Origin of the sequence: Pseudomonas sp. Fl5BN2 (assembly GCF_009908205.1) — a bacterium.
Lineage (GTDB): Bacteria > Pseudomonadota > Gammaproteobacteria > Pseudomonadales > Pseudomonadaceae > Aquipseudomonas.
Genome location: NZ_JAAARL010000013.1, coordinates 51,044 through 71,409, shown reverse-complemented (window position 1 = coordinate 71,409; position 20,366 = coordinate 51,044). Strand labels below are relative to the sequence as shown.

Sequence of the window (20,366 nt, the reverse complement as noted above, 5' to 3'; positions counted from 1 at the left end):
TCAGAGCCCGAGAATCATTTTCGAGATGATGTTTTTCTGGATTTCATTGGAGCCGCCGAAGATCGACAGCTTGCGATTGTTGAAGTACTGCGCCGTCGCGCTGCTGGCGAACCCTGGGCCCAGGTCCAGCGTCTCGGGGGTGTCTGGCGCCAGCATGACCCGGGCCGCGGGGCCCATCGCCCGGCGCAGCAGCGAGGTGAGTTCCTGGCGGATTTGCGTGCCGCAGATCTTCAGCATCGAGCTTTCTGCGCCGGGGGCACCGCCGCCGGCCACCGCTGCGATCACCCGCAGGTTGGTGGTCTGCATGTTTGCCAGGTCGATCTCGACCCGGGCCAGGCGGGCGGCGAACTCCGGGTCCTCGAGCAGCGGCCGGCCATTGCGGCTGCGCTGCGCGGCCAACTGCTTGAGGCGCTGCAGCGCCGCCATGGACAAACCGACCCCGGCGATGTTGGTGCGCTCGTAGGTCAACAGGTACTTGGCACAGGTCCAGCCCTGGTGTTCCTCGCCCACCAGGTTGGCCACCGGCACTCGCACGTCGGTAAAGAACACCTCGTTGATTTCGTGGGCGCCTTCCAGGGTGATGATCGGTCGCACCTCGACTCCGGGGCTGGCCATGTCGATCAGCAGGAAACTGATGCCTTCCTGGGGCTTGGCTTCGCGGTTGGTGCGCACCAGGCAGAAAATCATGTTGGCGTGCTGGCCGAGGGTGGTCCAGGTCTTCTGGCCGTTGACCAGGTAGTGATCGCCCTCGCGTACCGCCGTGGTTTTCACCGCGGCCAGGTCCGAGCCCGCGCCGGGTTCCGAATAACCCTGGCACCACCAGTGGCGGCCATCGAGGATGCGTGGCAGCCAATAGTCCTGCTGCTGCGCGGTGCCGTACTTGATCAGCACCGGCCCCAGCATGTTGAGCCCGAACGGCACGATGCGCGGCGCGTTGGCCAGGCCGCACTCCAGTTCGAAGATGAATTTCTCCACGGCGCTCCAGCCCGGTCCGCCAAACGCCACGGGCCAGTGGTTGGCCAGCCAGCCGCGGGCGTTGAGGATCGAATGCCATTGCTCCATGTCCGCCTTGGACAGGTGTTCGCCATTGGCCACCTTGTCCCGCAGGTGCGTTGGCAACTGGTCGGCGAGAAAGTGTCGCACCTGATCGCGGAAGGCTTCTTCTTGTTCGGTGAAATTCAGGTCCATGTCGACGTCCTCAATAGATTTCGAACAGCGCGGCGGCGCCCATGCCGCCAGCGATGCACATGCTCACTACGGCGTATTTCACTCCGCGGCGGCGGCCTTCGAGCAGCACGTGGCCGGCCAGGCGCGCACCGGTCATGCCGAACGGGTGGCCGAGGGCGATGGCCCCGCCGTTGACGTTCAGGCATTCATCGGCGATGCCCAGCCGCTGCTGGCAGTAGAGGGCCTGGGAGGCGAAAGCCTCGTTGAGTTCCCAAAGGCCGATGTCCTCGACCCTGAGGCCGTGCCGGGCCAGCAGCCGGGGCACGGCGAACACCGGGCCAATGCCCATTTCGTCGGGTTCGCAGCCGGCCACGGCCATGCCGCGAAACACCCCCAGGGGTTGCAGGTTGGCCCGGGCTGCTTCCCGCGCTTCCATCAGCACGCAGGCCGAGGCGCCGTCGGACAGTTGCGAGGCATTGCCGGCGCTGATGAAGCGCTCAGGGCCCAGCACCGGTTCGAGTTTGGCCAGGGCCTCGTAGGTGCTGCCACGGCGGTTGCAGGTGTCGGCATCCACGGTGACCCGCTGTTGGCTGACGGCGCCGCTGTGCTTGTCGGTCACGGCCATGGTGGTGGTGCAGGGAATGATTTCCTCGCGGTAGCGGCCGGCCAGTTGTGCCGCTTCGGTCTTGCGCTGGCTCTCCAGCGCAAAGCGGTCCTGGGCCTCGCGGCTGATGCCGTAGCGCGCCGCCACGATGTCCGCGGTTTCGATCATCGGCAGGAACAGTTCAGGCTTGTGCTCAAAGAGCCAGGGATCGATATCCGGGTCGTCGCTGGCGCCGCGCCCGCGGATCTGCGAAATGCTTTCCACCCCCCCGGCAATGATCGCGGGAGCACCGTCCAGCACAATGCGTCCCGCTGCCATGGCGATGGCTTGTAGGCCCGAGGCACAGAAACGGTTGACCGTGGTGCCGGCAATGCTGACGGGCAAGCCGGCGCGGATCACCGCCTGGCGCGCAACGTTGCGCCCGGTGGTGCCTTCACCGTAGCCGCAGCCGAGGATTGCGTCTTCGATCAGACCCGGATCGATGCCTGCCCGTTCGACTGCGGCGCGTACTGCAAAGGCCGCGAGGGTCGGGCCGGGAGTGATGTTGAATTCGCCGCGATGGGCCTTGGTCAGGGGCGTGCGTGCGGTGGCGACGATAACGGCTTCGCGCATGGGGCGTCCTCCTTGGTCAGTGGGTGTGGTTGAGGCTGTCGAAGTTTTCGCCGCGCTCCACCAGTTGCACCAGCAGGGGCGAGGCTTTCCAGAACAACGGATCCTCTTCGGCGAATTCACGGATGTCCGCCAGGACCTGGGGCAGGCCGTACTGGTCGGCATAGTGGAGCGGGCCACCGCGATAGCGCGGGAAGCCGTAGCCGTGGATAAAGGTGATGTCCACGTCCAGCGGACGCAGGGCGATGCCCTCATGCACGACGTTGGCGCCTTCGTTGATCATCGCGGCCATGTAGCGGCGGATGATTTCCGGGTCACTGAACGAGCGTGGGGTGATCCCGGCCCGTGCTCGCTCGGCATCGATGATCGCCAGGACTTGCGGGTCCGGGCTGGCGCTGCGTGGCCCCTGGGCATAGAGGTAATAACCGCGAGCGGTTTTCTGTCCGAACCAACCGCGCTCACAGAGACGGTCGGCGATCTGCACGTAGCGGGCCCGGGGATCGCGGGTGGCGGCCTTGCGCTTGCGGGTCGCCCAGCCGATGTCGCCGCCCGCCAGGTCGGCCACCTGGAAGGTGCCCATGGGGTAACCGAAGTCGCGCAGGGCCTGGTCGATCTGATAGGGCGAGGCGCCGTCTTCCATCATGCAGTCCACTGCCTGGCGATAGACCGCGAGGATCCGATTGCCGATAAAACCGTCACAGACTCCGGCACGTACCGGCACCTTGCGCAGTCTTTTGGCCAGTTCGAAGGCGCTGGCCACTACCTCTGGGGCGACTTTGGCCGGGACCACGATCTCCAGCAGCTTCATGATGTTGGCGGGGGAGAAGAAGTGCAGCCCGATGACCTCGCTGGGGCGCGAGATGCTGTCGGCCAAGGCGTTGATGTCCAGGTAGGAGGTGTTGCTGGCGAGTACCACACCGGCCTTGCACACCCGGTCCAGCTGGCTGAACACGGCCTGCTTGGCCGCCATCTCCTCGAACACCGCTTCGATCACCAGGTCGGCCTGGGCCAGTTCCTGGTAGTCGGTGCTGGCGTTGAAGCGTGCCAGGGTGGCGCTTTTGTCGGCCGCGCTCAGGCGGCCTTTGTCGATCAGTGCGTCGTAGACCTTTTCGACATTGGCGCAGCCTCGGGCCAGCGCAGGCTGGTCGCGCTCGATCATGATCACCCGCAGACCGGCGTCGAGCGCGGCCACGGCGATGCCGGCGCCCATGGTGCCGCCACCGACCACTCCCACCTGTTCAATGGCGCGGGGCTTGGCAGTGCGGGTCTCGGGGGCCTTGAGCACCTCGCGTTCGGCGAAGAAGGCGTGCACCAGGCCAGCTCGTTGCGGGCTCTCCAGGCACTCCTGGAACAGTCGGCGCTCTTCCCGCAGGCCGTCCTCGAAGGGTTGGTCGAGGGCCGCTTCAACCGCGCGAACGATGTTCTGTGGCGACAGCAGGCCGCGGGATTTTTGCGCGGCCTGTTCGCGGGCCGCGTCGATCGCTGCGCGTTGGCTGCTCTGCTGGCTCAGGGCCTGGGCATTCCGGGTACGCCTGACGCCGGCGTGGCTGGCCAGTAACTGCTGCAGGTAGGCCAGGCCTTCGGCCAGGGCATCGTCACTGTCTCCCAGGCGGTCCACCAGACCCAGGTCCAGAGCCTCTTCGGCATTCAAGTGGCGGCCGCTGAGCATCAGCTCCAGAGCGGCCTTGGCGCCGATCAGGCGTGGCAGGCGTTGCGTGCCGCCGGCACCGGGAAGCAGGCCGAGCAGCACTTCCGGCAGGCCCAGCCGAGCGCCGCTGAGCGCCAGCCGATAGTGGGCTGCCAGGGCGATTTCCAGGCCTCCCCCCAGTGCCACGCCATGGATCGCTGCCAACACCGGTTTGTCGCTGTCTTCGATGCGCTTGAGCACTTCCGGCAGCGTCGGCGCCTGAGGCGTTTTACCGAATTCGCGGATATCGGCGCCGCCGCAGAAGTGCCGTCCCGCGCCGAGTATCAGGATGCCTGCGACCGCCGGGTTGTCGGCAGCGCTGTCGATGGCCGCCAGCAGCCCGCGGCGGACCTCCACCCCAAGGGCGTTGACCGGCGGGTTGTTGAGGGTCAGCACCAGGATATCTCCCAGCAACACAGATTCGACGGGGGGCAGGGGGGTGTCGCAACTCATTGCAGAAGTCTCCGGGTGAAGGGCAGTGAGAGGCCGATTGACGCGGCATGGTTTCAAGGTGGCAGCAGGACAGCACAGCAGTCATCAACAGCTCGATTCCGCTGTTTGAATCAGTTGGCGAAAATAATCCTGTCACCAATGAATAATGTGGTCAATACGGAATAGTGTTTCGCAGTGCGAAATAAGAAAATCAGATTTTGCTGAAAAAGCACCCTCTATTGCTCTTTCAGGCCCAAGCGGGATGTTTGACATATTTGATTTGTGATCACATATTGTCGAGCACAAGAACCACAACACAGGTACATCCCATGTCTGAAGGTCCAACCCGTCTTCCCACGTTGCGTCAGGTTTCTCGCGATACCTTGCAGGACCAGGTGTATCGGCAGATCCGCGAAGCCTTGATGAGTGGGCGCTTTCAGCCCGGGCAGAAACTGACCATTCGCGGTCTGGCCGAAGCCCTGGGTTCCAGCCCCATGCCGGTACGTGAGGCCCTGCAGCGCCTGAGTGCGGAAAACGCCTTTGAAGTCACCGAAACCTCCCGTTTGCGGGTACGCATGATGACGGTGGAGCGCCTGCGGGAAATCCGTGATGCCCGGGTAGCCCTGGAAGGGTTGCTGGCGGAAAAGGCCGTGCAGCAATTGCAACAGAGCGACTTGCAAGAAATTACCGAGCTTTGCCGGCAGATGCAGAAGGCCGCGGATGAGGTGGATGTGTCCCGTTACCTGTGGACCAACTTCGCCTTTCACCGGCGCATCTATGCGGTGGCCCGGGCCGAGCTGACCATGGCTGCGGTGGAGAACTTCTGGCTGCACATGGGCCCTTGTTTCGCCTTGGTGGCGCCGGACAAGGCCCACCTGCAACGCTCCATGGAAGCGCACAACCGCATCGTCGAGGCCCTGGCCGCTGCCGATGGTCCCGGCGCACGGGCGGCGGTCACCGACGACATCATGCAGGCCGCGGATTCCCTCGGTCGGTTGCTGGCCAAGAGCACCAAGGCGCAGGCAGTCAAAGGAGCTCGGGCATGAGTGTCTTGCAGCGTTTACAGCCTTATCCAGGTCTGCGGGTGATGATTTCCGGCGGTGCGGCGGGCATCGGTGAAGTGCTGGCTGGCGCTTACCTTGAAGCTGGGGCCCAGGTGCATGTGTGTGATGTCAGCGAAGCGGCCCTGGCGGCGTTTCGTGATCGTTACCCCGCGGCGCTGGCGACCCGCACCGACGTCGCCGACCCAGCACAGATCGAGGCGCTGTTCGCGCTTCAGGTGCACCATTTCGGTGGCCTGGATGTGTTGGTCAACAACGCCGGTATCGCCGGGCCCACTGCGGGGATCGATACGCTCAGCGATGCGGACTGGCAGCGCACCATCGATATCAACCTGACCGCGCAATACCGCTTTGCCCACCACGCGGTGCCCTTGCTCAAGGCCTCGGGCAACGCGCATTTGCTGCACATCGCTTCGGTGGCCGGACGCTTGGGGTATGCCTGGCGTACCCCCTATGCCGCCACCAAGTGGGCGATCGTCGGCTTGATGAAATCCCTGGCTGCGGAGCTGGGGGCCAGCGATATCCGGGTCAATGCCCTGTTGCCGGGGATTGTCGAGGGGCCGCGCATGGACGCAGTGATCCAGGCCCGGGCCGAGCAGACCGGGGTGCCGATCGCCGAGATGCGCCAGCAATACCTGAACAAGATTTCTCTCAAACGCATGGTCAGCGCCGAAGACGTGGCGGCCATGGCGTTGTTCCTCTGTTCGCCGGCGGCCCGCAATGTCACCGGCCAGGCGATCAGCATCGACGGCAACGTCGAGTACCTCTAGCGGCAACCGCCACCCACACCGCTGAGGCTCATCAGCGGTGAATGCCAGCAGCGACACCCTGGGATTTTTTTCATCAAGAATAAAAGTCGGAGTACCGTCATGTCTGAAAAAACGCCTGTGATCATCACCTGCGCCGTTACCGGTGCGATTCATACCCCGTCGATGTCACCGTACTTGCCGATCACCGCGAGGGAGATCGCCGCCGAGGCCATCGCTGCGGCCGAAGCCGGGGCGGCCATCGTGCACTTGCATGCCCGGGACCCGGAGGACGGGCGGCCAAGCCAGGACCCGCAACTGTTCCGCGGTTTTCTGCCGCAGATCAAGGCCGCCAGCGATGTGGTGATCAACCTCACCACCGGTGGTGCACCGACCATGGGCGTCGAGGAACGCCTGCAGCCGGTGCTGGAGTTCAAGCCGGAGTTGGCCTCGCTGAACATGGGTTCGATGAATTTTGGCCTGTACGAAATGCTCAACCGCTTCACCGAGTTCAAGCACGACTGGGAACGCCCGTACCTGGAGGAAAGCGACGACCGGATCTTCCGCAATACCTTCCGCGACATCGCGCACATCCTCAGCGTCTGCGCCGAGAATCGCACGCGCTTCGAGATCGAGTGCTACGACATCGGCCACCTGTATACCGCTGCGCACTTCCTCGAGCGTGGCCTGCTCAAGGCGCCGTTGTTCATCCAGTCGGTGTTCGGCCTGCGGGGCGGCATCGGTGGTCACCCCGAGGACCTGGCGCATATGCGGCGCACCGCTGACCGTCTGTTCGGCGATGACTATCACTGGTCGATCCTTGGCGCCGGGCGCAACCAGATTCCCCTGGCAACCATGGGCCTGGCCATGGGCAGCCATGCCCGAGTCGGCCTGGAGGATTCCCTATGGGACGGTCCCGGCCAGTTGGCGGCGAGCAATGCCCATCAGGTACGGCGCATTCGCACGGTCATCGAAGCCTTGGGCGGCCGTGTGGCAACCCCGGACGAAGCCCGGGCGTTGCTCGGACTCAAGGGCCGTGACCAGGTCGCTTTCTGACCCTTGAAGGCCCAGTGCCGGTGGTCCTGGCTCCAGGGCCGCTGGCGATCCCGCATAACAACTACAAAGGGATATGCCCATGAACACGGCGACCACTGCCGCTCCCCGGGATCAGCAACAGCTGACCCGCCTGATGTTCCTCAAGCTCATGCCGCTGCTGATCGCGGCCTATGTCCTGAGTTTTCTCGACCGCACCAACATCGCCCTGGCCAAGCACCAACTGGATGTCGACCTGGGTATTTCCGCCGCGGCCTATGGGCTGGGGGCGGGGTTGTTCTTCTTGACCTATGCGCTGTCCGAGGTGCCGAGCAACTTGATCATGCACAAGGTCGGCGCGCGTTTCTGGATCGCCCGGATCATGGTCACCTGGGGGCTGATCTCCGCCGCCATGGCCTTCGTCCAGGGCGAGACGTCGTTCTACGTGCTGCGCCTGTTGCTGGGCGTTGCCGAAGCCGGCCTGTTTCCCGGAGTCATGCTGTACCTGACCTACTGGTTCGATCGTCAGCAACGGGCCCGGGCCACCGCCTACTTCCTGCTGGGGGTGTGCCTGGCCAACATCATCGGCGGACCGTTGGGCGCGACGTTGATGAAGCTGGACGGCGTGCTGGGCTGGCACGGCTGGCAGTGGATGTTCATGCTCGAAGGGCTGCCGGCGGTGTTTTTTGCCTGGGTGGTCTGGCGCCGCCTGCCGGATCGCCCGAGCCAGGCCCCCTGGCTGAGCGCCGAAGAAGCCCAGGCCATCGAGCAGCGCCTGGCCCGCGAAGCCGATGAGGGCGCGGGGCAGGGCGGGCACTCGTTCAAGCAGTGCTTCACGCCGCAGATCATGCTGGCGATCTTCGTTTACTTCTGCCATCAGATCACCGTCTACACGGTGATCTTTTTCCTCCCCAGCATCATCAGCAAGTACGGCAACCTGAGCCTCATGAGCGTCGGCCTGCTGACCTCGTTGCCATGGATCGCCGCTGCCCTCGGCGCCATCACCTTGCCGCGGCTGGCCAGCGATCCGCAGCGGGCCCGGCGCCTGCTGGTGTGCGGCTTGCTGGTGATGGCGCTGGGGCTGCTGATCGCGGCGTTTTCCGGGCCGCTGTTCAGCCTGCTGGGGTTCTGTGTGGCGGCGCTGATGTTCTTTGTGGTGCAGTCGATCATCTTCTTGTACCCGGCTTCGCGGCTCAAAGGTGCGGCCCTGGCCGGCGGCCTGGGTTTTGTGAACTCCTGCGGGCTGCTGGGCGGGTTTGTCGGCCCCTCGGTGATGGGCGCGATCGAGCTGAGCACCGGCGATGCCATGAGCGGGCTGAAGGTGATTGCCCTGGTGCTGCTGGTCGCGGCGCTGGCAGCATGGCGCTTGCGCCAGGGGCATGAGGACCAGCGCGGTGATTGTGCGGCGGGCGCGGGGCGGTCGCTGAGAAACCCTGCCTGAGTCGTTTCCGGGGGCGCGTGCCAGGCGGCCGATCTTGTCTGGACGCCAGCCCCCGGGCCTTTCTACACTGAGCTCCGTTTGGGGAATGGGGCATCGCCGATGAATCGCAATGAACTGCGCAAGGCCGACATCAACCTGATGGTGGTGTTCGAGGCGTTGATGCTGGAACGCAACGTCACCCGAGTGGCGGAAAAACTGTTTCTCGGCCAGCCGACCATCAGCTCCGCGCTCAATCGATTGCGGGCGATGTTCAATGACCCGCTGTTCATTCGCGTCGGCCATCGCATGGAGCCCACGGCCCGTGCCGAGCAGATCATCCAGCATCTGTCGCCGGCCCTGGATGCACTGTCCTCGGCCCTGAGCCTGACCCATGATTTCGATCCCGCCAGCAGCACCATGACCTTTCGCATCGGGCTCTCCGACGATGTCGAGTTCGGCCTGCTGCCCCCTTTGCTACGGGCCCTGCGCCAGGAAGCGCCGCAGGTGGTGGTCGTGGTACAGCATGTGGATTACTGGCGCATTCCCGACCTGCTGGCCTCTGGCGACATCACCGTCGGCATCAGCCAGACCCGTGGCCTGCCGGCCAACGCCAAGCGCAAGCTGCTGCGGCATATTCAGCCCAGCGTGCTGCGGGCCGATGCCAGCGAAACCCCGCTGACCCTCGACGAATATTGCGCACGCCCCCATGTGCTGGTGTCCCACACCGCCAACGTTGCCGGTTTTGCCGATGAATGGCTGGCAGAGATCGGCCGGACTCGCCAGGTGGTGCTGTCGGTGCCGCAGTACAGCTCGTTACCGGCCTTGCTGGCGGGCACTGACATGCTTGCCAGCCTGCCGGATTACGCGGCGGCGGCCATGGCCGCTTCCGGGCAGTTGTTCGTCGAACCCTATCCCTTCAAGACCCCGACCCTGGACTTGTCCATGGTCTGGCTCAGCCATGTGGACACCGACCCCGCCGAACGCTGGCTGCGCTCGCGGCTGGAAGCGTTCATGGGCGAACGGGCGGCCCTGGCCCAGCCAAACTCGTCCTGATCTCGACCTGAGGCCACAACCTGTAGTCGCTTACGGGCAGACGCCTGGCATGAGTCCCAGCGCCTGCTTTGCTCTGTGAATCCTCTGTGATCGATGGAGAGTGCCCATGAGTCGTTCCCACTCACTGTTGCGTGGCCGTGGTAGCCATGACAGCGGCAAGGTTGGCATGGTCGAGTTGTTTTTCGACCTGGTGTTCGTGTTTGCCGTGACCCAGTTGTCCCACTCGTTGCTGGCGCATCTGTCCCTGGGTGGGGCGCTGCAGGTGGCCTTGCTGATGGTGGCGGTGTGGTGGGTATGGATCTTCACCTCGTGGATCACCAACTGGCTGGACCCGGAAACCCTGCCGATCCGCCTCGGGCTGTTTGTGCTGATGGTGGCCGGCCTGCTGTTGTCGTCTTCGATTCCCCAGGCGTTTGGTGAGCGTGGCTTGTTGTTCGCCGGCGCCTACGTGTTCATGCAGGTGGGGCGCACAGCCTATTCCTTGTGGGCGGTGCGCGGCGAGCCGCTGAACATGACCCGCAACTTCCAGCGAATTCTGTTGTGGTTGATGCTCTCCGGGGTCTTCTGGATCACCGGTGGCCTGTTGCAAGGGACTTCGCGCCTGGCCTTCTGGGCCCTGGCCCTGGCCATCGAGGTGCTGTCACCGTCGGTGTATTTCTGGGTGCCGGGGCTGGGGCGTTCGACCCTTGAGGACTGGAATGTCGAGGGCAATCACATGGCCGAGCGTTGCGGCCTGTTCGTGATCATTGCCCTGGGCGAGTCGTTGCTGGTCACTGGCGCAACCTTCGCCGAGCTGGCCACCAGCGTCCAGGGCGTGCTGGGGTTTGTGGTCGCGGTGCTCGGCAGCATCGCCATGTGGTGGGTGTATTTCGACAGTGGCGCCGAGCGCGCCCACCACCGCATTGCCCATTCCCAGGACCCCGGACGACAGGCGCGGATCGCCTACACCTACCTGCACCTGCTGATTGTCGCCGGGGTCATCGTCAGTGCCGTGGCCGATGAGCTGGTGCTGGTGCATCCGGATCACGCCAGCTCGGCGGGGGTACTGGTGATCGTCGGTGGTCCCTGGCTGTTCCTGCTGGGTTGCGCCTTGTTCAAGTGGGTGATGAATGATCGATGGTTGCCGCCGCTGTCCCATCTGGTCGGGCTGGCTGCCTTGCTGCTGCTGTTGCCCGCGGCCTGGAGCCAGGTGTTTTCCGCCTTGGCGCTGGGCAGCCTGACGACGTTGGTGATGGTGGTCGTGGCCACCTGGGAAACCCTGGCCCTGCGTGAGCGGGCGACGACGGCAGGGCAATGAGGCCAAGGGATAATTCAATCGCTGCGGCGCGCTTGTGTAGTATGGAGCGCCTTTTCCCCTGACTGACCGGGAGCTCTGCCATGCCGCACCTGTATATGGAATACACCGCCAACCTGCCCCAGCTGGACGTCGACAAGGCGCTGCTGCGGCTCAACCATGGGCTGGTGGCGTCCGGGCAGTTTGCCGATGAGTTCGACATCAAGAGTCGTGCGGTGAAAGTCGAGTCGTTCCGGGTCGGCACCGGCCTGGGTGAACGAGCCTTTGTCCACGTCAAGCTGGCCCTGCTCAGCGGCCGTTCGCCAGAGATCAAGAAGCAGGTGTCCGAGCACCTGTTGGCGGTGTTGCAGGATCTGGCGCCTTGGCCGGCGAACATCCAGGTGCAGTTGTGCGTGGAGATTATCGATATCGACCGCGTCTCCTACAGCAAGGCTGCCATCGGCCGCTAATGGCAACAGCCCCTAGAGCAGGCCCGGTTCGGCGCAGGCCTTGACCACCTGCTCGCGGAACCAGGTTTGCGCACTGTCCTGATCGCTGTCCTGGCTCCATTGCATGTCCAGGGTGAACCCCGGTAAACCGCTGGGGGCCTCGCAATGGTTGAACACCACTTCATTGGCCAGCAGGGCCTGGATCCGCCGGGGCAGGGTGAGGATGAAGTCGGTGCCGGTGATCATCTTCAGCGCCGCGCTGTAGCTGTTGGAGCGGGCAACGATCTGCCGCTTTTGGGCCTGGCGGGCCAGCCAGCCATCCACCATGTTGCTGTCCGAAGTCCAGGGCGTGGGAAACACGTGACGTCGCTCAATGAACGACTGCAGGCTGAAACGCGGCTCCTTGGGCGGTGTCGCGCGCTTGTCGAAGACACACACCAGGTCATCCTCCAGCAGCATCTGTGACTTGAGGTCGGCGTGGCTGCGATGGAAGTTCGGGCCGAAGCAGATCACCAGGTCGATGCTGCCATCGCGCAATTCATCGGCGGGCACATCGGTCTCCAGCTTTTGCACGTTGACCGTCACCGGCAGGTCGGCATAGTCGAAGCCCTTGAGCAGCCGCGGCAGGATCAGCAGCTCGAAGTATTCTGGGGCACACAGGGTGAAGGTCACCGCCTGGCGGCTCGGGTCGAAGGCCGGGGCGCCGCCGTGGCAGAGGTTGATGCTCTCGAGGATTTTCAGCACGTGGCTGTACATGCTGGTGGCCTTGTAGGTCGGGCGCATGCCGGTGCGGGTGTTGATGAACAGCTCGTCCTCGAAGCCGTTGCGCAGTTTCTTCAGGCAGTAGCTGACGGTCGACTGGCTGACGCAGAGGGTTTCCGAAACACCGGTGACACTGCTTTGCTCGTACACCGCGATAAAGACCATGAGGTCTTGCATGTCGAGTTTTCTGAGCACATTGCTGATGAGCATCCTTTCCGTCTCGCTGGGCACCTGGCGCCGGTGGCGCACAAACCGGGTCGATGCTAACGGAACGATGGTCTTGATTAAATGCCCGGGACAGGGGTTGGCGGACAGCATCGGGACATTAATTTCCGATAACACGACCTGCGCCGTTTCTCGCCGGAGAACGGGGCTTGTCCCGGGGGGATTTCAGGCCATGACGGCCCTCGGACGACTGCCGCGCACCAGGCTGAACATACCCAGGAGCACCAGCAGTACCCCGAGCAATTCCCCCAGGTGAGGGGCCTGGCCCAGCCACAGCCAATGGAACAGGGTGAGCAACAAAGTGCTCAGGTAAATGTAGGAAATCACTGTGGAGGGGGCGATGACGCCGATGGCCCGGTGCAGCAGCCAGAAGGTTGCCAGGGTGGCGAACACTGCCAGGTACAGCAACCACAGCAGGTCGTTGCTGCTTAGCGCGGCGGCGCTGCGCCAGCCGCCGCTGGCCAGGCTGGCGACAAACAGAAACAGCGCGCCGAAGAGCATGTTCCAGAAGGTCATGGCTGTCGGGCTGCAGCCTTGCAGGCTGCGGGCCTTGAAGCGTTGGCTGAGGGGCGAGTAGGCGGCCATGGCCAGGCAGCCCAGGGCATAGACCGCCATGGCATACAGCGACGGCAGTTGCCCTGGAGCCCCACCTTTGAGAATCAGCAGCAGTGCGCCGGCACCGGCCACCAGCATCGGTAGCCAGCGCCGTTGCTGGCCGCTGCCGGGCAGCAACCAGCCTTCGAACAGCAGGGTCAATAACGGCACCAGGGTGAACAGGGTCCCGGTGTTGACCGCCGAGGTGTAGCGCAGGGCCTCGAACAGCGAGCCGAAGTACAGCGCCAACAGCAGGCCCAGCACCGCGTGGGCGCGCAACCCGGCGAAGGTCATCGCCGAGGAGCCCTTGAGCCATAGCAGCGGCACGAACATCAGCGCCGAGAACAACAGACGCAGGGCCGTCAGCAGCACCGGATCGATGGCCTGGCTGACTTGGGCGGCGGCGAAGAACGATGCCGCGATCAGCGCTGCCCAGAGCAGCATGCCAAGATGGGCCTGGGTAAAACTCACAGGGTTCATACAGATCTCCCGGGCAGATCGGTCGAAGGGGCTCAGCGGATGTGCTGGGCGTACTGCCGCGGGTTGAAGCGCAGCACCATGAAAATCATCAGCAGCATCACTGCGGTCAGCGACCACCAGGCCCATTCGAAGCTGCCCAGGCGATCGCGGATGATCCCCGCCAGCAGTGGCGACAGGCCGGCGATCAAGTAGCCGATGCCCTGTACGAAGGCGGTCAGGCCGCCAGCACGGCGCGGGTCGGGCAGGTGGTCGAGGGACACGATCAGGCTCATCGGAAACAGTCCGCCAATGCCCAGGCCCAGCAGGCATGGCCAGAGCAGGCTCAAATGCCGGGGGCTGAGGATCAGGCCACAGAAACCGATGATGATCAGGACCAGCAGGGCCACCAGCACCAGGCGCCGATCCTGGCTGCGGTTGGCGATGGCCGGGGTGATCAGCCCGGAAATCACTTCCATGGCGGTGAGAAAGCCCAGCAACAGGCCGGCGTTCTGTTCGCTCCAGCCATTCTCTACGTAGTAGGGCGCAAGCCACGCCAGCACACAGGTGTAGGAAGCGGTCCCGAGGCCAAAGAATACCGCCAGCAGCCAGGCCCGGCGGTTGCCGACAAAGGACTCTCGGCCGGCAGCAGCGGCCGGCAGGCTCGGCAGCGCGCTGCGCTGGGCGTACCAGAACACCAGGGCCAGCAGCGCCAGGGCGGCCCAGATCGCCAGGGCCAGGCGCCAGCTGCCGCTGTGGTTCATCACCAGCGGGGCGAAGGAGGCGGCGATGGCTGCGCCGCCCATGATCGAGGTGACATACAGGCCCATGAACAGCGAGACATTGTCGGCAAAGCGCGACTTGATCAGGGCCGGCATCAGTGCCTGGATCAGCGCAATGCCGATGCCTGCCAGTACCGCGCTGAGAATCAGCTCCGTCGCCGAGTCCATGAACAGCCGCGAGACGGTGGCCAGGCCGATGACCAGCAATGACAGGACCACGGTACGGTGTTCCCCCAGGCGCTGGCTGATGCCCATGCCGAAGAACATCGCCAGGCCCATGGCCATGACTGGCAGCATGGTCAGCAAGGAAGCCAGGCTGAAACTCAGTGGGATATCGCCGCGAATGCCTGAGAGCAGCGGGCCGACGGCGGCCATCGACGGCCGCAGGTTCAACGCTACCAGTACCACGCTGACCATCAGCCAGAGTGCGGGGCGGGATGTTGCACGAACGTTTTCCATAACCAGACCTTGAACCAACAGGGTACTGATTAGGCGGTGGCGTGCAGAGCGGGAGCAAATCAGAAAGTCTGCAGGGCTATTTAAAAACTAAATAAGCGGCAAGCCTTGGCTTGCCGCTTGTCGCTGCTGTCAGAACGGCTTGGTCGGCAGGTACTTGCCGTCCAGGGTGATCACGGCACGAGAGCCGCCTTCAGGATCGTCGACCTTCTTGATGTCCAGCTTGAAGTTGATGGCGCTGATGATGCCGTCGCCGAACTGTTCGTGGACCAGGGCCTTGAGGGTCGAGCCATAGACCTGGAGCATTTCATAGAAGCGGTAGACGGTCGGGTCGGTGGGGATGCCGCCGGCAATGCTGCCCCGCAGGGGAATGCTTTGCAGCAGGCGACTGGCGTCTTGATCAAGGCCCAGCTTGTCGCACACCTGTTCGGCAGCCGGGGCCGGCAGGGCATGCTGGCCCAGCAGGGCGGCGGTGACGAAGGCCAGGCTCAGCCCGGTGCCGTCGGTGAGATCCTGCCACGACAGGTTTTTGCGTGCCTTGGCATCGATGATGGTGTCGGCCAGGGCCAGGCGTGGAGCTTGGGCGAATTGGGATTGCAGCATGGGTTGCTTCCTCTTGGGTAATGAACGGGGGCGGCTCAGGCAGCGGTTGAAGGCTGGCTGGCCAGGGCGCAGGTGTGCGGGTGTGCGGCCAGTGAGACAAAACGCTGGGTGCCGCCGTCGAGGGCGGCAATGGCACCGCTTTCGATGTCATACACCCAGCCATGCAGGTTCAGCCGACCCTGTTCCAGGGCCAGGGCAACCGAAGGGTGCGTCTTCAGGTTAGCCAGTTGGGCGATGACGTTGTCACGCACCAGGGCATCCAGGTGTGCGGCAGGGGAGGTGTGCTGGCGAGCGGCGTTGATCACCTTGGCCGACTCGGCATGGCGCAGCCAGTTGGCCACGGCGGGCAGATGGTCGAGACACTTGCAGGTCGAGATGGCGGTCATCGCACCGCAGTCGGAGTGGCCACAGATGACAATGTCGCTCACCCCCAACACGGCCACTGCGTACTCCACGGTAGCCGATACACCGCCGGGCTCGGGGCCGTAGCTGGGCACGATGTTGCCGGCATTGCGGATCACGAACAGATCGCCGGGTTCCTGTTGGGTCAGCAGCTCCGGAACCACCCGGCTGTCGGAACAGGTCACGAACAGGGTGCCGGGGCTCTGGGTGCTGGCCAGTTGCTTGAACAGCTCGCTGCGTTGGGGAAAGGCCTCGCGCTGGAACTTGAGGAAGCCGTCGATGATGTTCTGCATGGGGTTCTCCTTGCGTCGCTGATGGGGCAAGGATGGAAGTTTTCAGCTATAGCGTCCAAGACCTGATTATTATGCTTTCCATAAGTCCCTCCTATAGTTGGAGCCAGCATGCTCTTGCGTCATATCCGCTACCTCTTGGCCGTGGCCGAGCACTGCAACTTCACCCGCGCCGCCGAGGCGCTGCATGTGTCCCAGCCGACCTTGTCGCAGCAGATCAAGCAATTGGAGGAGTCCCTGGGGGCGCCGCTGTTCGACCGTTCCGGGCGCAGTGTGCGCCTCACCGACGCCGGCCAGGCCTATGTCGTCTATGCCCGTCGCGCCTTGCAGGAACTGCAGGCGGCTAAGCGGGCAATGCATGATGTGCAGGACCTGAGCCGTGGCTCATTGCGCCTGGCGCTGACCCCGACGTTTACCGCCTACCTGACCGGTCCCTTGCTCAGTCGCTTCAACCAGGACTATCCGGGGATTGGCCTGAGCGTCGAGGAGATGACCCAGGACCGTCTGGAAGCAGCCCTGGCCGAAGATCGCCTGGACCTGGGAATTGCTTTCGCCGGCGAGCACCTGGCGGAGATCGAAAGCCAGGCGCTGTTCAGCGAGACCTTGAGTTTGATGGTCGGCGCGCAGTCTGCGCAGGTGGGAGCCAAGCCCTTGAGCGCTGCGCAACTGGGCTGCCAGTCCCTGGTGTTGCTCAACACCGACTTCGCCACCCGCCAACATATCGACCTGTATTGCCGGCAGCAGGGCATTGCGCCGCGTATTGCCATCGAGGCCAATTCGGTCAGTGCGATTGTCGAGATCGTCCGCCGTGGGCCGTTGGCGACGCTCCTGCCCAGCGCCATTGCCCGGGAACAGCCGGGGTTGCGTGCGCTGGCCCTGCAGTCACCTCCGGCGCCCCGCAGCGTGGTGCTGCTGGGGCGCCAGGGGGCTTACCGCAGCGCCGCCTGCCAGGTCTTTCGGCAGATGCTGCAGGATCAGGACTATGGCGCCGCCAGCCACTGATTCACCACCTGGTCATAGGCCCCGGTGGCCTTGCTCAGGTGCAGCCATTGGTCGACGTAGCTTTTCCAGGCCACATCGTCCCGGGGCAGCAGGAAGGCCTTCTCGCTGTATTGCAGGTAGCGCTCGGGGTTGACCGCACACAGCCCCGGCTTGCGCTTCTGCTGGAAGCGCGCCTCCGAAGCGTCGGTGATCATCACGTCGGCCTGGTTCGCCAACAGTTGATCGAAGATCGTCACGTTGTCGGCGAACAGGATCAGGCTGGCCTTGGGCAGATGAGCCCGGGCGAAGACTTCGTTGGTGCCTCCCGGTGGTTCGATCAGGCGCACCGAGGGCTGGTTGATCTGCTCCAGGGTCTGATAGCGCTGCAGGTCCTGGCAACGCACCAGGGGAATCTTGCCGTCGATGCCCAGGGGCTGGCTGAAGAAGGCTTTTTTCTGCCGTTCCAGGGACACCGAAATACCCCCCACAGCGATGTCGCACTGCTGGCTCTGGAAGTCCGCCATCAGGCTCTTCCAGGTGCTGTTGACCCACTTCACCTTGACCCCGAGGCTCTGGGCCAGAGATTCAGCCATGCTGATATCGATGCCCTCGTAGCGCCCGTCTTCGCGCAGGTAGCTGTAGGGTTTGTAGTCGCCGGTGGTGCAGACCGTCAGTTGACCGCGCTCGATCACCTGGTCCAGGTGCGAGGTCGGGCCTTGGGCGAAACTCAGGGCGGGGGCGCTGAGGCCGAGCAGGGTACTGAGCAGCAAACGGGGCAGCATGGAGTCATTCCTTGAAGGGGCAACCGCGACGCGGTGCCGGCGCATTATTGGCGGCGCTGCACTGCCGGGCAAGGGTGTGCAGTTTTTCTGCCCGTCCACCAATACCGGCTTGACCGGTTTTCGACCTTTTTTTCACGAACGACTGGTTAACCTTTGGCCTCTGGATATCAATAAGAGTTCGCCAGTCATGTCGTCCCACCCCCCACCGTCCATCGAACTGGAGTTCGCTCGGCGCTATGACCAGGAGCATGCGCGGGTCTGTCGCGAGCCCCGGCCCGCCGGGTTTGGTGCGCGCCTGGCGCTCTGGCGCATGGCGCGCCTGGTGCGTCACGCGCTGAAAGTGGCAGGCGAACCGGGGCTGATCCTCGACGTGGCTTGCGGCGCCGGGCGCTACTGGCCGGTACTGGCCGAACATGGCAACCGAGTGATCCTGGCAGCGGACCCTTCCCAGGACATGTTGAATCACGCCCAGACTCATCACTCGTCCAGCCTGATGAAACGGGTCAAGACCTTTCACAGTTCGACCTTCGACATCGGCCTGTCGGCCAATGCGGTGGACAGCATTATCTGCATGCAGCTGTTTGCCCACGTGACGCGCAGCGACGATCGCCTGGCACTGCTGCGCGAGTTCCACCGGGTCAGCCGCGACTCGGTGATTGTCGCGACCCGGGTCGAGTTTTTCCTCAAGGCCTGGCGGCACGCTCCGGCCGATAGCGGTGGGCCCGTTCTGGCCAGCAAGGCGCAGTTGGAGAGCGAGTTCAAGCAGGCCGGCTTTGATGTCCTCAGCCACCAGGATTTGTTTCCCGGTTGCGCACCTTCACGGGTTTACGTGCTGAGAAAACAGGGCTAGTTCAAACTCTCGGACTATTCTTGCGCTCCGGCACATGGTTTCGCACTTGCTCTTGTCGGGTGAATGCTCAGAAATCGCCGAGGGCGATATATACTGCGCGCCATTCTTCAAGGGAGAGCCGTGTGGCCATCGATATACATTGGATTCGCGACAACGATAGCCTCGGTCAGCTTTGCGCCGAGTGGCAGCAGTTGCCATTCGTCGCCCTCGACACCGAATTCATGCGGGTCGACACTTTCTATCCCATCGCCGCCCTGCTGCAGATCGGTGATGGGCAGCGCGCCTACCTGATTGACCCTTTGACCATCGACAACTGGCAGCCCCTGGCGGCCCTGCTGGAGAACCCGGCGGTGGTCAAGGTGGTGCATGCCTGCAGCGAGGATCTTGAGGTCCTGTTGCGCTTGACCGGCAGCCTGCCGGCGCCGTTGTTCGACACACAGCTGGCGGCCGCCTACCTGAACCTGGGTTTCTCCATGGGCTACTCGCGCCTGGTGCAGGAAGTCCTGGGCATCGATCTGCCCAAGGGCGAGACCCGCTCCGACTGGCTGCAACGTCCGCTCTCGGAGACCCAGGTCAGCTACGCCGCCGAAGACGCCGTGCACTTGGCTCAAGTGTTCACCGAGCTGCAGCCCAAACTGTCCGCGGACAAGTACCGCTGGGTGCTGGAAGACGGTGCCGAGCTGGTGGCCAACCTGCGCCGCGAGGTCGACCCCTACGAGGTCTACCGCGATGCCAAGCTGGCCTGGAAACTGTCCCGTGCGCAATTGGCGGTGCTGCGCGAACTCTGTGCCTGGCGTGAGCGTGAAGCCCGCGCCCGCGACCTGCCGCGCAATCGCATCGTGCGCGAACATGCACTGTGGCCCCTGGCCAAGACTCAGCCCGATACCCTGGCGGCGCTGGCCAAGATCGAAGACATGCACCCGCGCACCGTGCGCCAGGACGGCGAGTTCCTCCTCGACCTGATCAAGCGCAACGCCAGCCTCGGTCCGGATCAATGGCCGCCGGCGGTGCCGGAGCCGTTGCCGATCGAGGCCTCGGCCCTGCTCAAGCGCCTCAAGGCCGTGGGCCAGGCCGAAGCTGAACGACTGAACATTGCGCCGGAAGTGATGCTGCGCAAGAAAACCCTGGAAAGCCTGCTCAAGAGCGGCTATCCCAACGGGCCTTATCAATTGCCTGATTCGCTGCGTGGCTGGCGCCGCGAATTGATGGGCCAGGCGCTGCTGGACAGCCTGGCCACCGCCGGAGAACAGCCTTGAAACGTATCTGCTCCATCTATAGAAGCACGCGCAAGAACGAGATGTACCTCTACGTGCTGAAAAGCGAGGCCCTGGAACGCGTGCCGGAAAACCTCCTGCTGGCCTTCGGCAAGCCGCACCACGCCTTCGACCTGGTGCTGACTCCGGAGCGCAAGCTGTCCCGCGAGGACATCCACCTGGTGCTGGAGAACCTCGAGAAGCAGGGCTACCACCTGCAGATGCCACCGGCGGAAGACGAGTACATCGAGCACTTGCCCGAAGAGCTGTTGCGCCGCAATGACCCGATGTGACCTGTAGGCGCTCGGTCCCGAGCGTCTGTTACCTGCAACTGACTGACCTGGCCGCCTTGATCGATGGAGCAATACTCCGTCGACGGCTGCCTGTAGCGTTTTTT

The 20,366-nt window shown here is 63.9% G+C and carries 20 protein-coding genes; 11 read left to right on the top strand and 9 right to left on the bottom strand.

Annotation, left to right across the window (positions count from 1 at the left end; translation table 11 throughout):
- Genes GV819_RS19110 through GV819_RS19100 form a run of 3 tightly spaced genes read right to left on the bottom strand, consistent with a single transcriptional unit; the run spans position 1 to position 4,520 of the window.
- Positions 1-1,188, bottom strand: coding sequence for an acyl-CoA dehydrogenase family protein (locus GV819_RS19110; protein ID WP_161757608.1), 1,188 nt, complete (start codon positions 1,186-1,188; stop codon positions 1-3).
- A gap of 10 nt (positions 1,189-1,198) precedes the next feature.
- Positions 1,199-2,383: an acetyl-CoA C-acyltransferase gene (locus tag GV819_RS19105; RefSeq protein ID WP_161757607.1), complete on the bottom strand. Its 1,185-nt coding sequence runs from the start codon at positions 2,381-2,383 to the stop codon at positions 1,199-1,201.
- 16 nt (positions 2,384-2,399) lie between these two features.
- Complete coding sequence (locus GV819_RS19100; protein ID WP_161757606.1) at positions 2,400-4,520, bottom strand: 3-hydroxyacyl-CoA dehydrogenase NAD-binding domain-containing protein; 2,121 nt, start codon at positions 4,518-4,520, stop codon at positions 2,400-2,402.
- Positions 4,521-4,828: 308 nt separating this feature from the next.
- Here GV819_RS19100 and GV819_RS19095 point away from each other — a divergent pair, with 308 nt between their 5' ends.
- From GV819_RS19095 to GV819_RS19065, 7 genes are all read left to right on the top strand, one after another.
- On the top strand, positions 4,829-5,545 hold the full coding sequence (locus GV819_RS19095) for a GntR family transcriptional regulator (RefSeq protein ID WP_161757605.1): 717 nt from the start codon (positions 4,829-4,831) through the stop codon (positions 5,543-5,545).
- Positions 5,542-6,330 carry an SDR family oxidoreductase gene (locus GV819_RS19090; RefSeq protein ID WP_161757604.1) on the top strand — a complete coding sequence of 263 codons (789 nt, stop codon included), beginning with the start codon at positions 5,542-5,544 and terminating at the stop codon, positions 6,328-6,330. The genes GV819_RS19095 and GV819_RS19090 overlap by 4 nt, the downstream gene beginning before the upstream one ends.
- Positions 6,331-6,429: 99 nt before the next feature.
- Positions 6,430-7,362: a 3-keto-5-aminohexanoate cleavage protein gene (locus GV819_RS19085; protein ID WP_161757603.1), complete on the top strand. Its 933-nt coding sequence runs from the start codon at positions 6,430-6,432 to the stop codon at positions 7,360-7,362.
- A gap of 79 nt (positions 7,363-7,441) precedes the next feature.
- Positions 7,442-8,779, top strand: a complete 1,338-nt coding sequence (locus GV819_RS19080; protein WP_178126040.1) for an MFS transporter — start codon at positions 7,442-7,444, stop codon at positions 8,777-8,779.
- A gap of 99 nt (positions 8,780-8,878) precedes the next feature.
- A complete protein-coding gene (locus tag GV819_RS19075) occupies positions 8,879-9,811 on the top strand; it encodes a LysR substrate-binding domain-containing protein (RefSeq protein ID WP_161757601.1) in 933 nt (310 codons plus the stop codon).
- Between the two features lie 106 nt (positions 9,812-9,917).
- Positions 9,918-11,108 (top strand): low temperature requirement protein A, encoded by a 1,191-nt coding sequence (locus tag GV819_RS19070; protein ID WP_161757600.1) that lies wholly within the window; start codon positions 9,918-9,920, stop codon positions 11,106-11,108.
- An 80-nt stretch (positions 11,109-11,188) separates the two neighbouring features.
- On the top strand, positions 11,189-11,554 hold the full coding sequence (locus GV819_RS19065) for a 5-carboxymethyl-2-hydroxymuconate Delta-isomerase (protein ID WP_161757599.1): 366 nt from the start codon (positions 11,189-11,191) through the stop codon (positions 11,552-11,554).
- A 12-nt stretch (positions 11,555-11,566) separates the two neighbouring features.
- Here the strand turns inward: GV819_RS19065 and GV819_RS19060 are convergent, their stop codons facing one another.
- The 5 genes from GV819_RS19060 to GV819_RS19040 form a co-directional block, all read right to left on the bottom strand.
- The gene (locus GV819_RS19060; RefSeq protein WP_161757598.1) at positions 11,567-12,505 is read right to left on the bottom strand and encodes a LysR family transcriptional regulator; all 939 of its coding nucleotides are present in this window, start codon (positions 12,503-12,505) and stop codon (positions 11,567-11,569) included.
- 180 nt (positions 12,506-12,685) lie between these two features.
- A complete protein-coding gene (locus GV819_RS19055; protein ID WP_161757597.1) occupies positions 12,686-13,594 on the bottom strand; it encodes a DMT family transporter in 909 nt (302 codons plus the stop codon).
- Positions 13,595-13,626: 32 nt separating this feature from the next.
- Positions 13,627-14,811, bottom strand: coding sequence for a cyanate transporter (locus tag GV819_RS19050; protein ID WP_161757596.1), 1,185 nt, complete (start codon positions 14,809-14,811; stop codon positions 13,627-13,629).
- Positions 14,812-14,940: 129 nt separating this feature from the next.
- Positions 14,941-15,411 carry a cyanase gene (gene cynS, locus GV819_RS19045; protein WP_161757595.1) on the bottom strand — a complete coding sequence of 157 codons (471 nt, stop codon included), beginning with the start codon at positions 15,409-15,411 and terminating at the stop codon, positions 14,941-14,943.
- Positions 15,412-15,446: 35 nt separating this feature from the next.
- Positions 15,447-16,106 (bottom strand): carbonic anhydrase, encoded by a 660-nt coding sequence (locus GV819_RS19040; RefSeq protein WP_161757594.1) that lies wholly within the window; start codon positions 16,104-16,106, stop codon positions 15,447-15,449.
- A gap of 108 nt (positions 16,107-16,214) precedes the next feature.
- Here GV819_RS19040 and cynR point away from each other — a divergent pair, with 108 nt between their 5' ends.
- Positions 16,215-17,105, top strand: a complete 891-nt coding sequence (gene cynR / locus GV819_RS19035; protein ID WP_161757593.1) for a transcriptional regulator CynR — start codon at positions 16,215-16,217, stop codon at positions 17,103-17,105.
- Here the strand turns inward: cynR and GV819_RS19030 are convergent.
- Positions 17,084-17,866 (bottom strand): transporter substrate-binding domain-containing protein, encoded by a 783-nt coding sequence (locus tag GV819_RS19030; protein ID WP_161757592.1) that lies wholly within the window; start codon positions 17,864-17,866, stop codon positions 17,084-17,086. The genes cynR and GV819_RS19030 overlap by 22 nt on opposite strands.
- Positions 17,867-18,053: 187 nt before the next feature.
- Between GV819_RS19030 and GV819_RS19025 the strand changes: the two genes are divergently transcribed.
- The 3 genes from GV819_RS19025 to GV819_RS19015 all read left to right on the top strand — a co-directional run bounded on the left by GV819_RS19025 (position 18,054) and on the right by GV819_RS19015 (position 20,262).
- On the top strand, positions 18,054-18,716 hold the full coding sequence (locus tag GV819_RS19025; RefSeq protein WP_161757591.1) for a class I SAM-dependent methyltransferase: 663 nt from the start codon (positions 18,054-18,056) through the stop codon (positions 18,714-18,716).
- Between the two features lie 122 nt (positions 18,717-18,838).
- Positions 18,839-19,972, top strand: a complete 1,134-nt coding sequence (gene rnd / locus GV819_RS19020; RefSeq protein ID WP_161757590.1) for a ribonuclease D — start codon at positions 18,839-18,841, stop codon at positions 19,970-19,972.
- Entirely contained in the window at positions 19,969-20,262 is a 294-nt protein-coding gene (locus GV819_RS19015) for a YcgL domain-containing protein (RefSeq protein WP_161757589.1), read from the top strand. The genes rnd and GV819_RS19015 overlap by 4 nt, the downstream gene beginning before the upstream one ends.
- The last annotated feature ends 104 nt before the right edge of the window (positions 20,263-20,366 follow it).

Coding starts and splice junctions, on each gene's coding strand:
- GV819_RS19040 (WP_161757594.1), bottom strand. CDS start 16,106: ATGCAGAACATCATCGACGGCTTCCTCAAGTTCCAGCGCGAGGCCTTT.
- GV819_RS19070 (WP_161757600.1), top strand. CDS start 9,918: ATGAGTCGTTCCCACTCACTGTTGCGTGGCCGTGGTAGCCATGACAGC.
- cynR (WP_161757593.1), top strand. CDS start 16,215: ATGCTCTTGCGTCATATCCGCTACCTCTTGGCCGTGGCCGAGCACTGC.
- GV819_RS19060 (WP_161757598.1), bottom strand. CDS start 12,505: ATGCTCATCAGCAATGTGCTCAGAAAACTCGACATGCAAGACCTCATG.
- GV819_RS19085 (WP_161757603.1), top strand. CDS start 6,430: ATGTCTGAAAAAACGCCTGTGATCATCACCTGCGCCGTTACCGGTGCG.
- GV819_RS19025 (WP_161757591.1), top strand. CDS start 18,054: ATGTCGTCCCACCCCCCACCGTCCATCGAACTGGAGTTCGCTCGGCGC.
- cynS (WP_161757595.1), bottom strand. CDS start 15,411: ATGCTGCAATCCCAATTCGCCCAAGCTCCACGCCTGGCCCTGGCCGAC.
- GV819_RS19090 (WP_161757604.1), top strand. CDS start 5,542: ATGAGTGTCTTGCAGCGTTTACAGCCTTATCCAGGTCTGCGGGTGATG.
- GV819_RS19110 (WP_161757608.1), bottom strand. CDS start 1,188: ATGGACCTGAATTTCACCGAACAAGAAGAAGCCTTCCGCGATCAGGTG.
- GV819_RS19050 (WP_161757596.1), bottom strand. CDS start 14,811: ATGGAAAACGTTCGTGCAACATCCCGCCCCGCACTCTGGCTGATGGTC.
- GV819_RS19065 (WP_161757599.1), top strand. CDS start 11,189: ATGCCGCACCTGTATATGGAATACACCGCCAACCTGCCCCAGCTGGAC.
- GV819_RS19080 (WP_178126040.1), top strand. CDS start 7,442: ATGAACACGGCGACCACTGCCGCTCCCCGGGATCAGCAACAGCTGACC.
- GV819_RS19055 (WP_161757597.1), bottom strand. CDS start 13,594: ATGAACCCTGTGAGTTTTACCCAGGCCCATCTTGGCATGCTGCTCTGG.
- GV819_RS19030 (WP_161757592.1), bottom strand. CDS start 17,866: ATGCTGCCCCGTTTGCTGCTCAGTACCCTGCTCGGCCTCAGCGCCCCC.
- GV819_RS19105 (WP_161757607.1), bottom strand. CDS start 2,383: ATGCGCGAAGCCGTTATCGTCGCCACCGCACGCACGCCCCTGACCAAG.
- GV819_RS19100 (WP_161757606.1), bottom strand. CDS start 4,520: ATGAGTTGCGACACCCCCCTGCCCCCCGTCGAATCTGTGTTGCTGGGA.
- GV819_RS19075 (WP_161757601.1), top strand. CDS start 8,879: ATGAATCGCAATGAACTGCGCAAGGCCGACATCAACCTGATGGTGGTG.
- GV819_RS19095 (WP_161757605.1), top strand. CDS start 4,829: ATGTCTGAAGGTCCAACCCGTCTTCCCACGTTGCGTCAGGTTTCTCGC.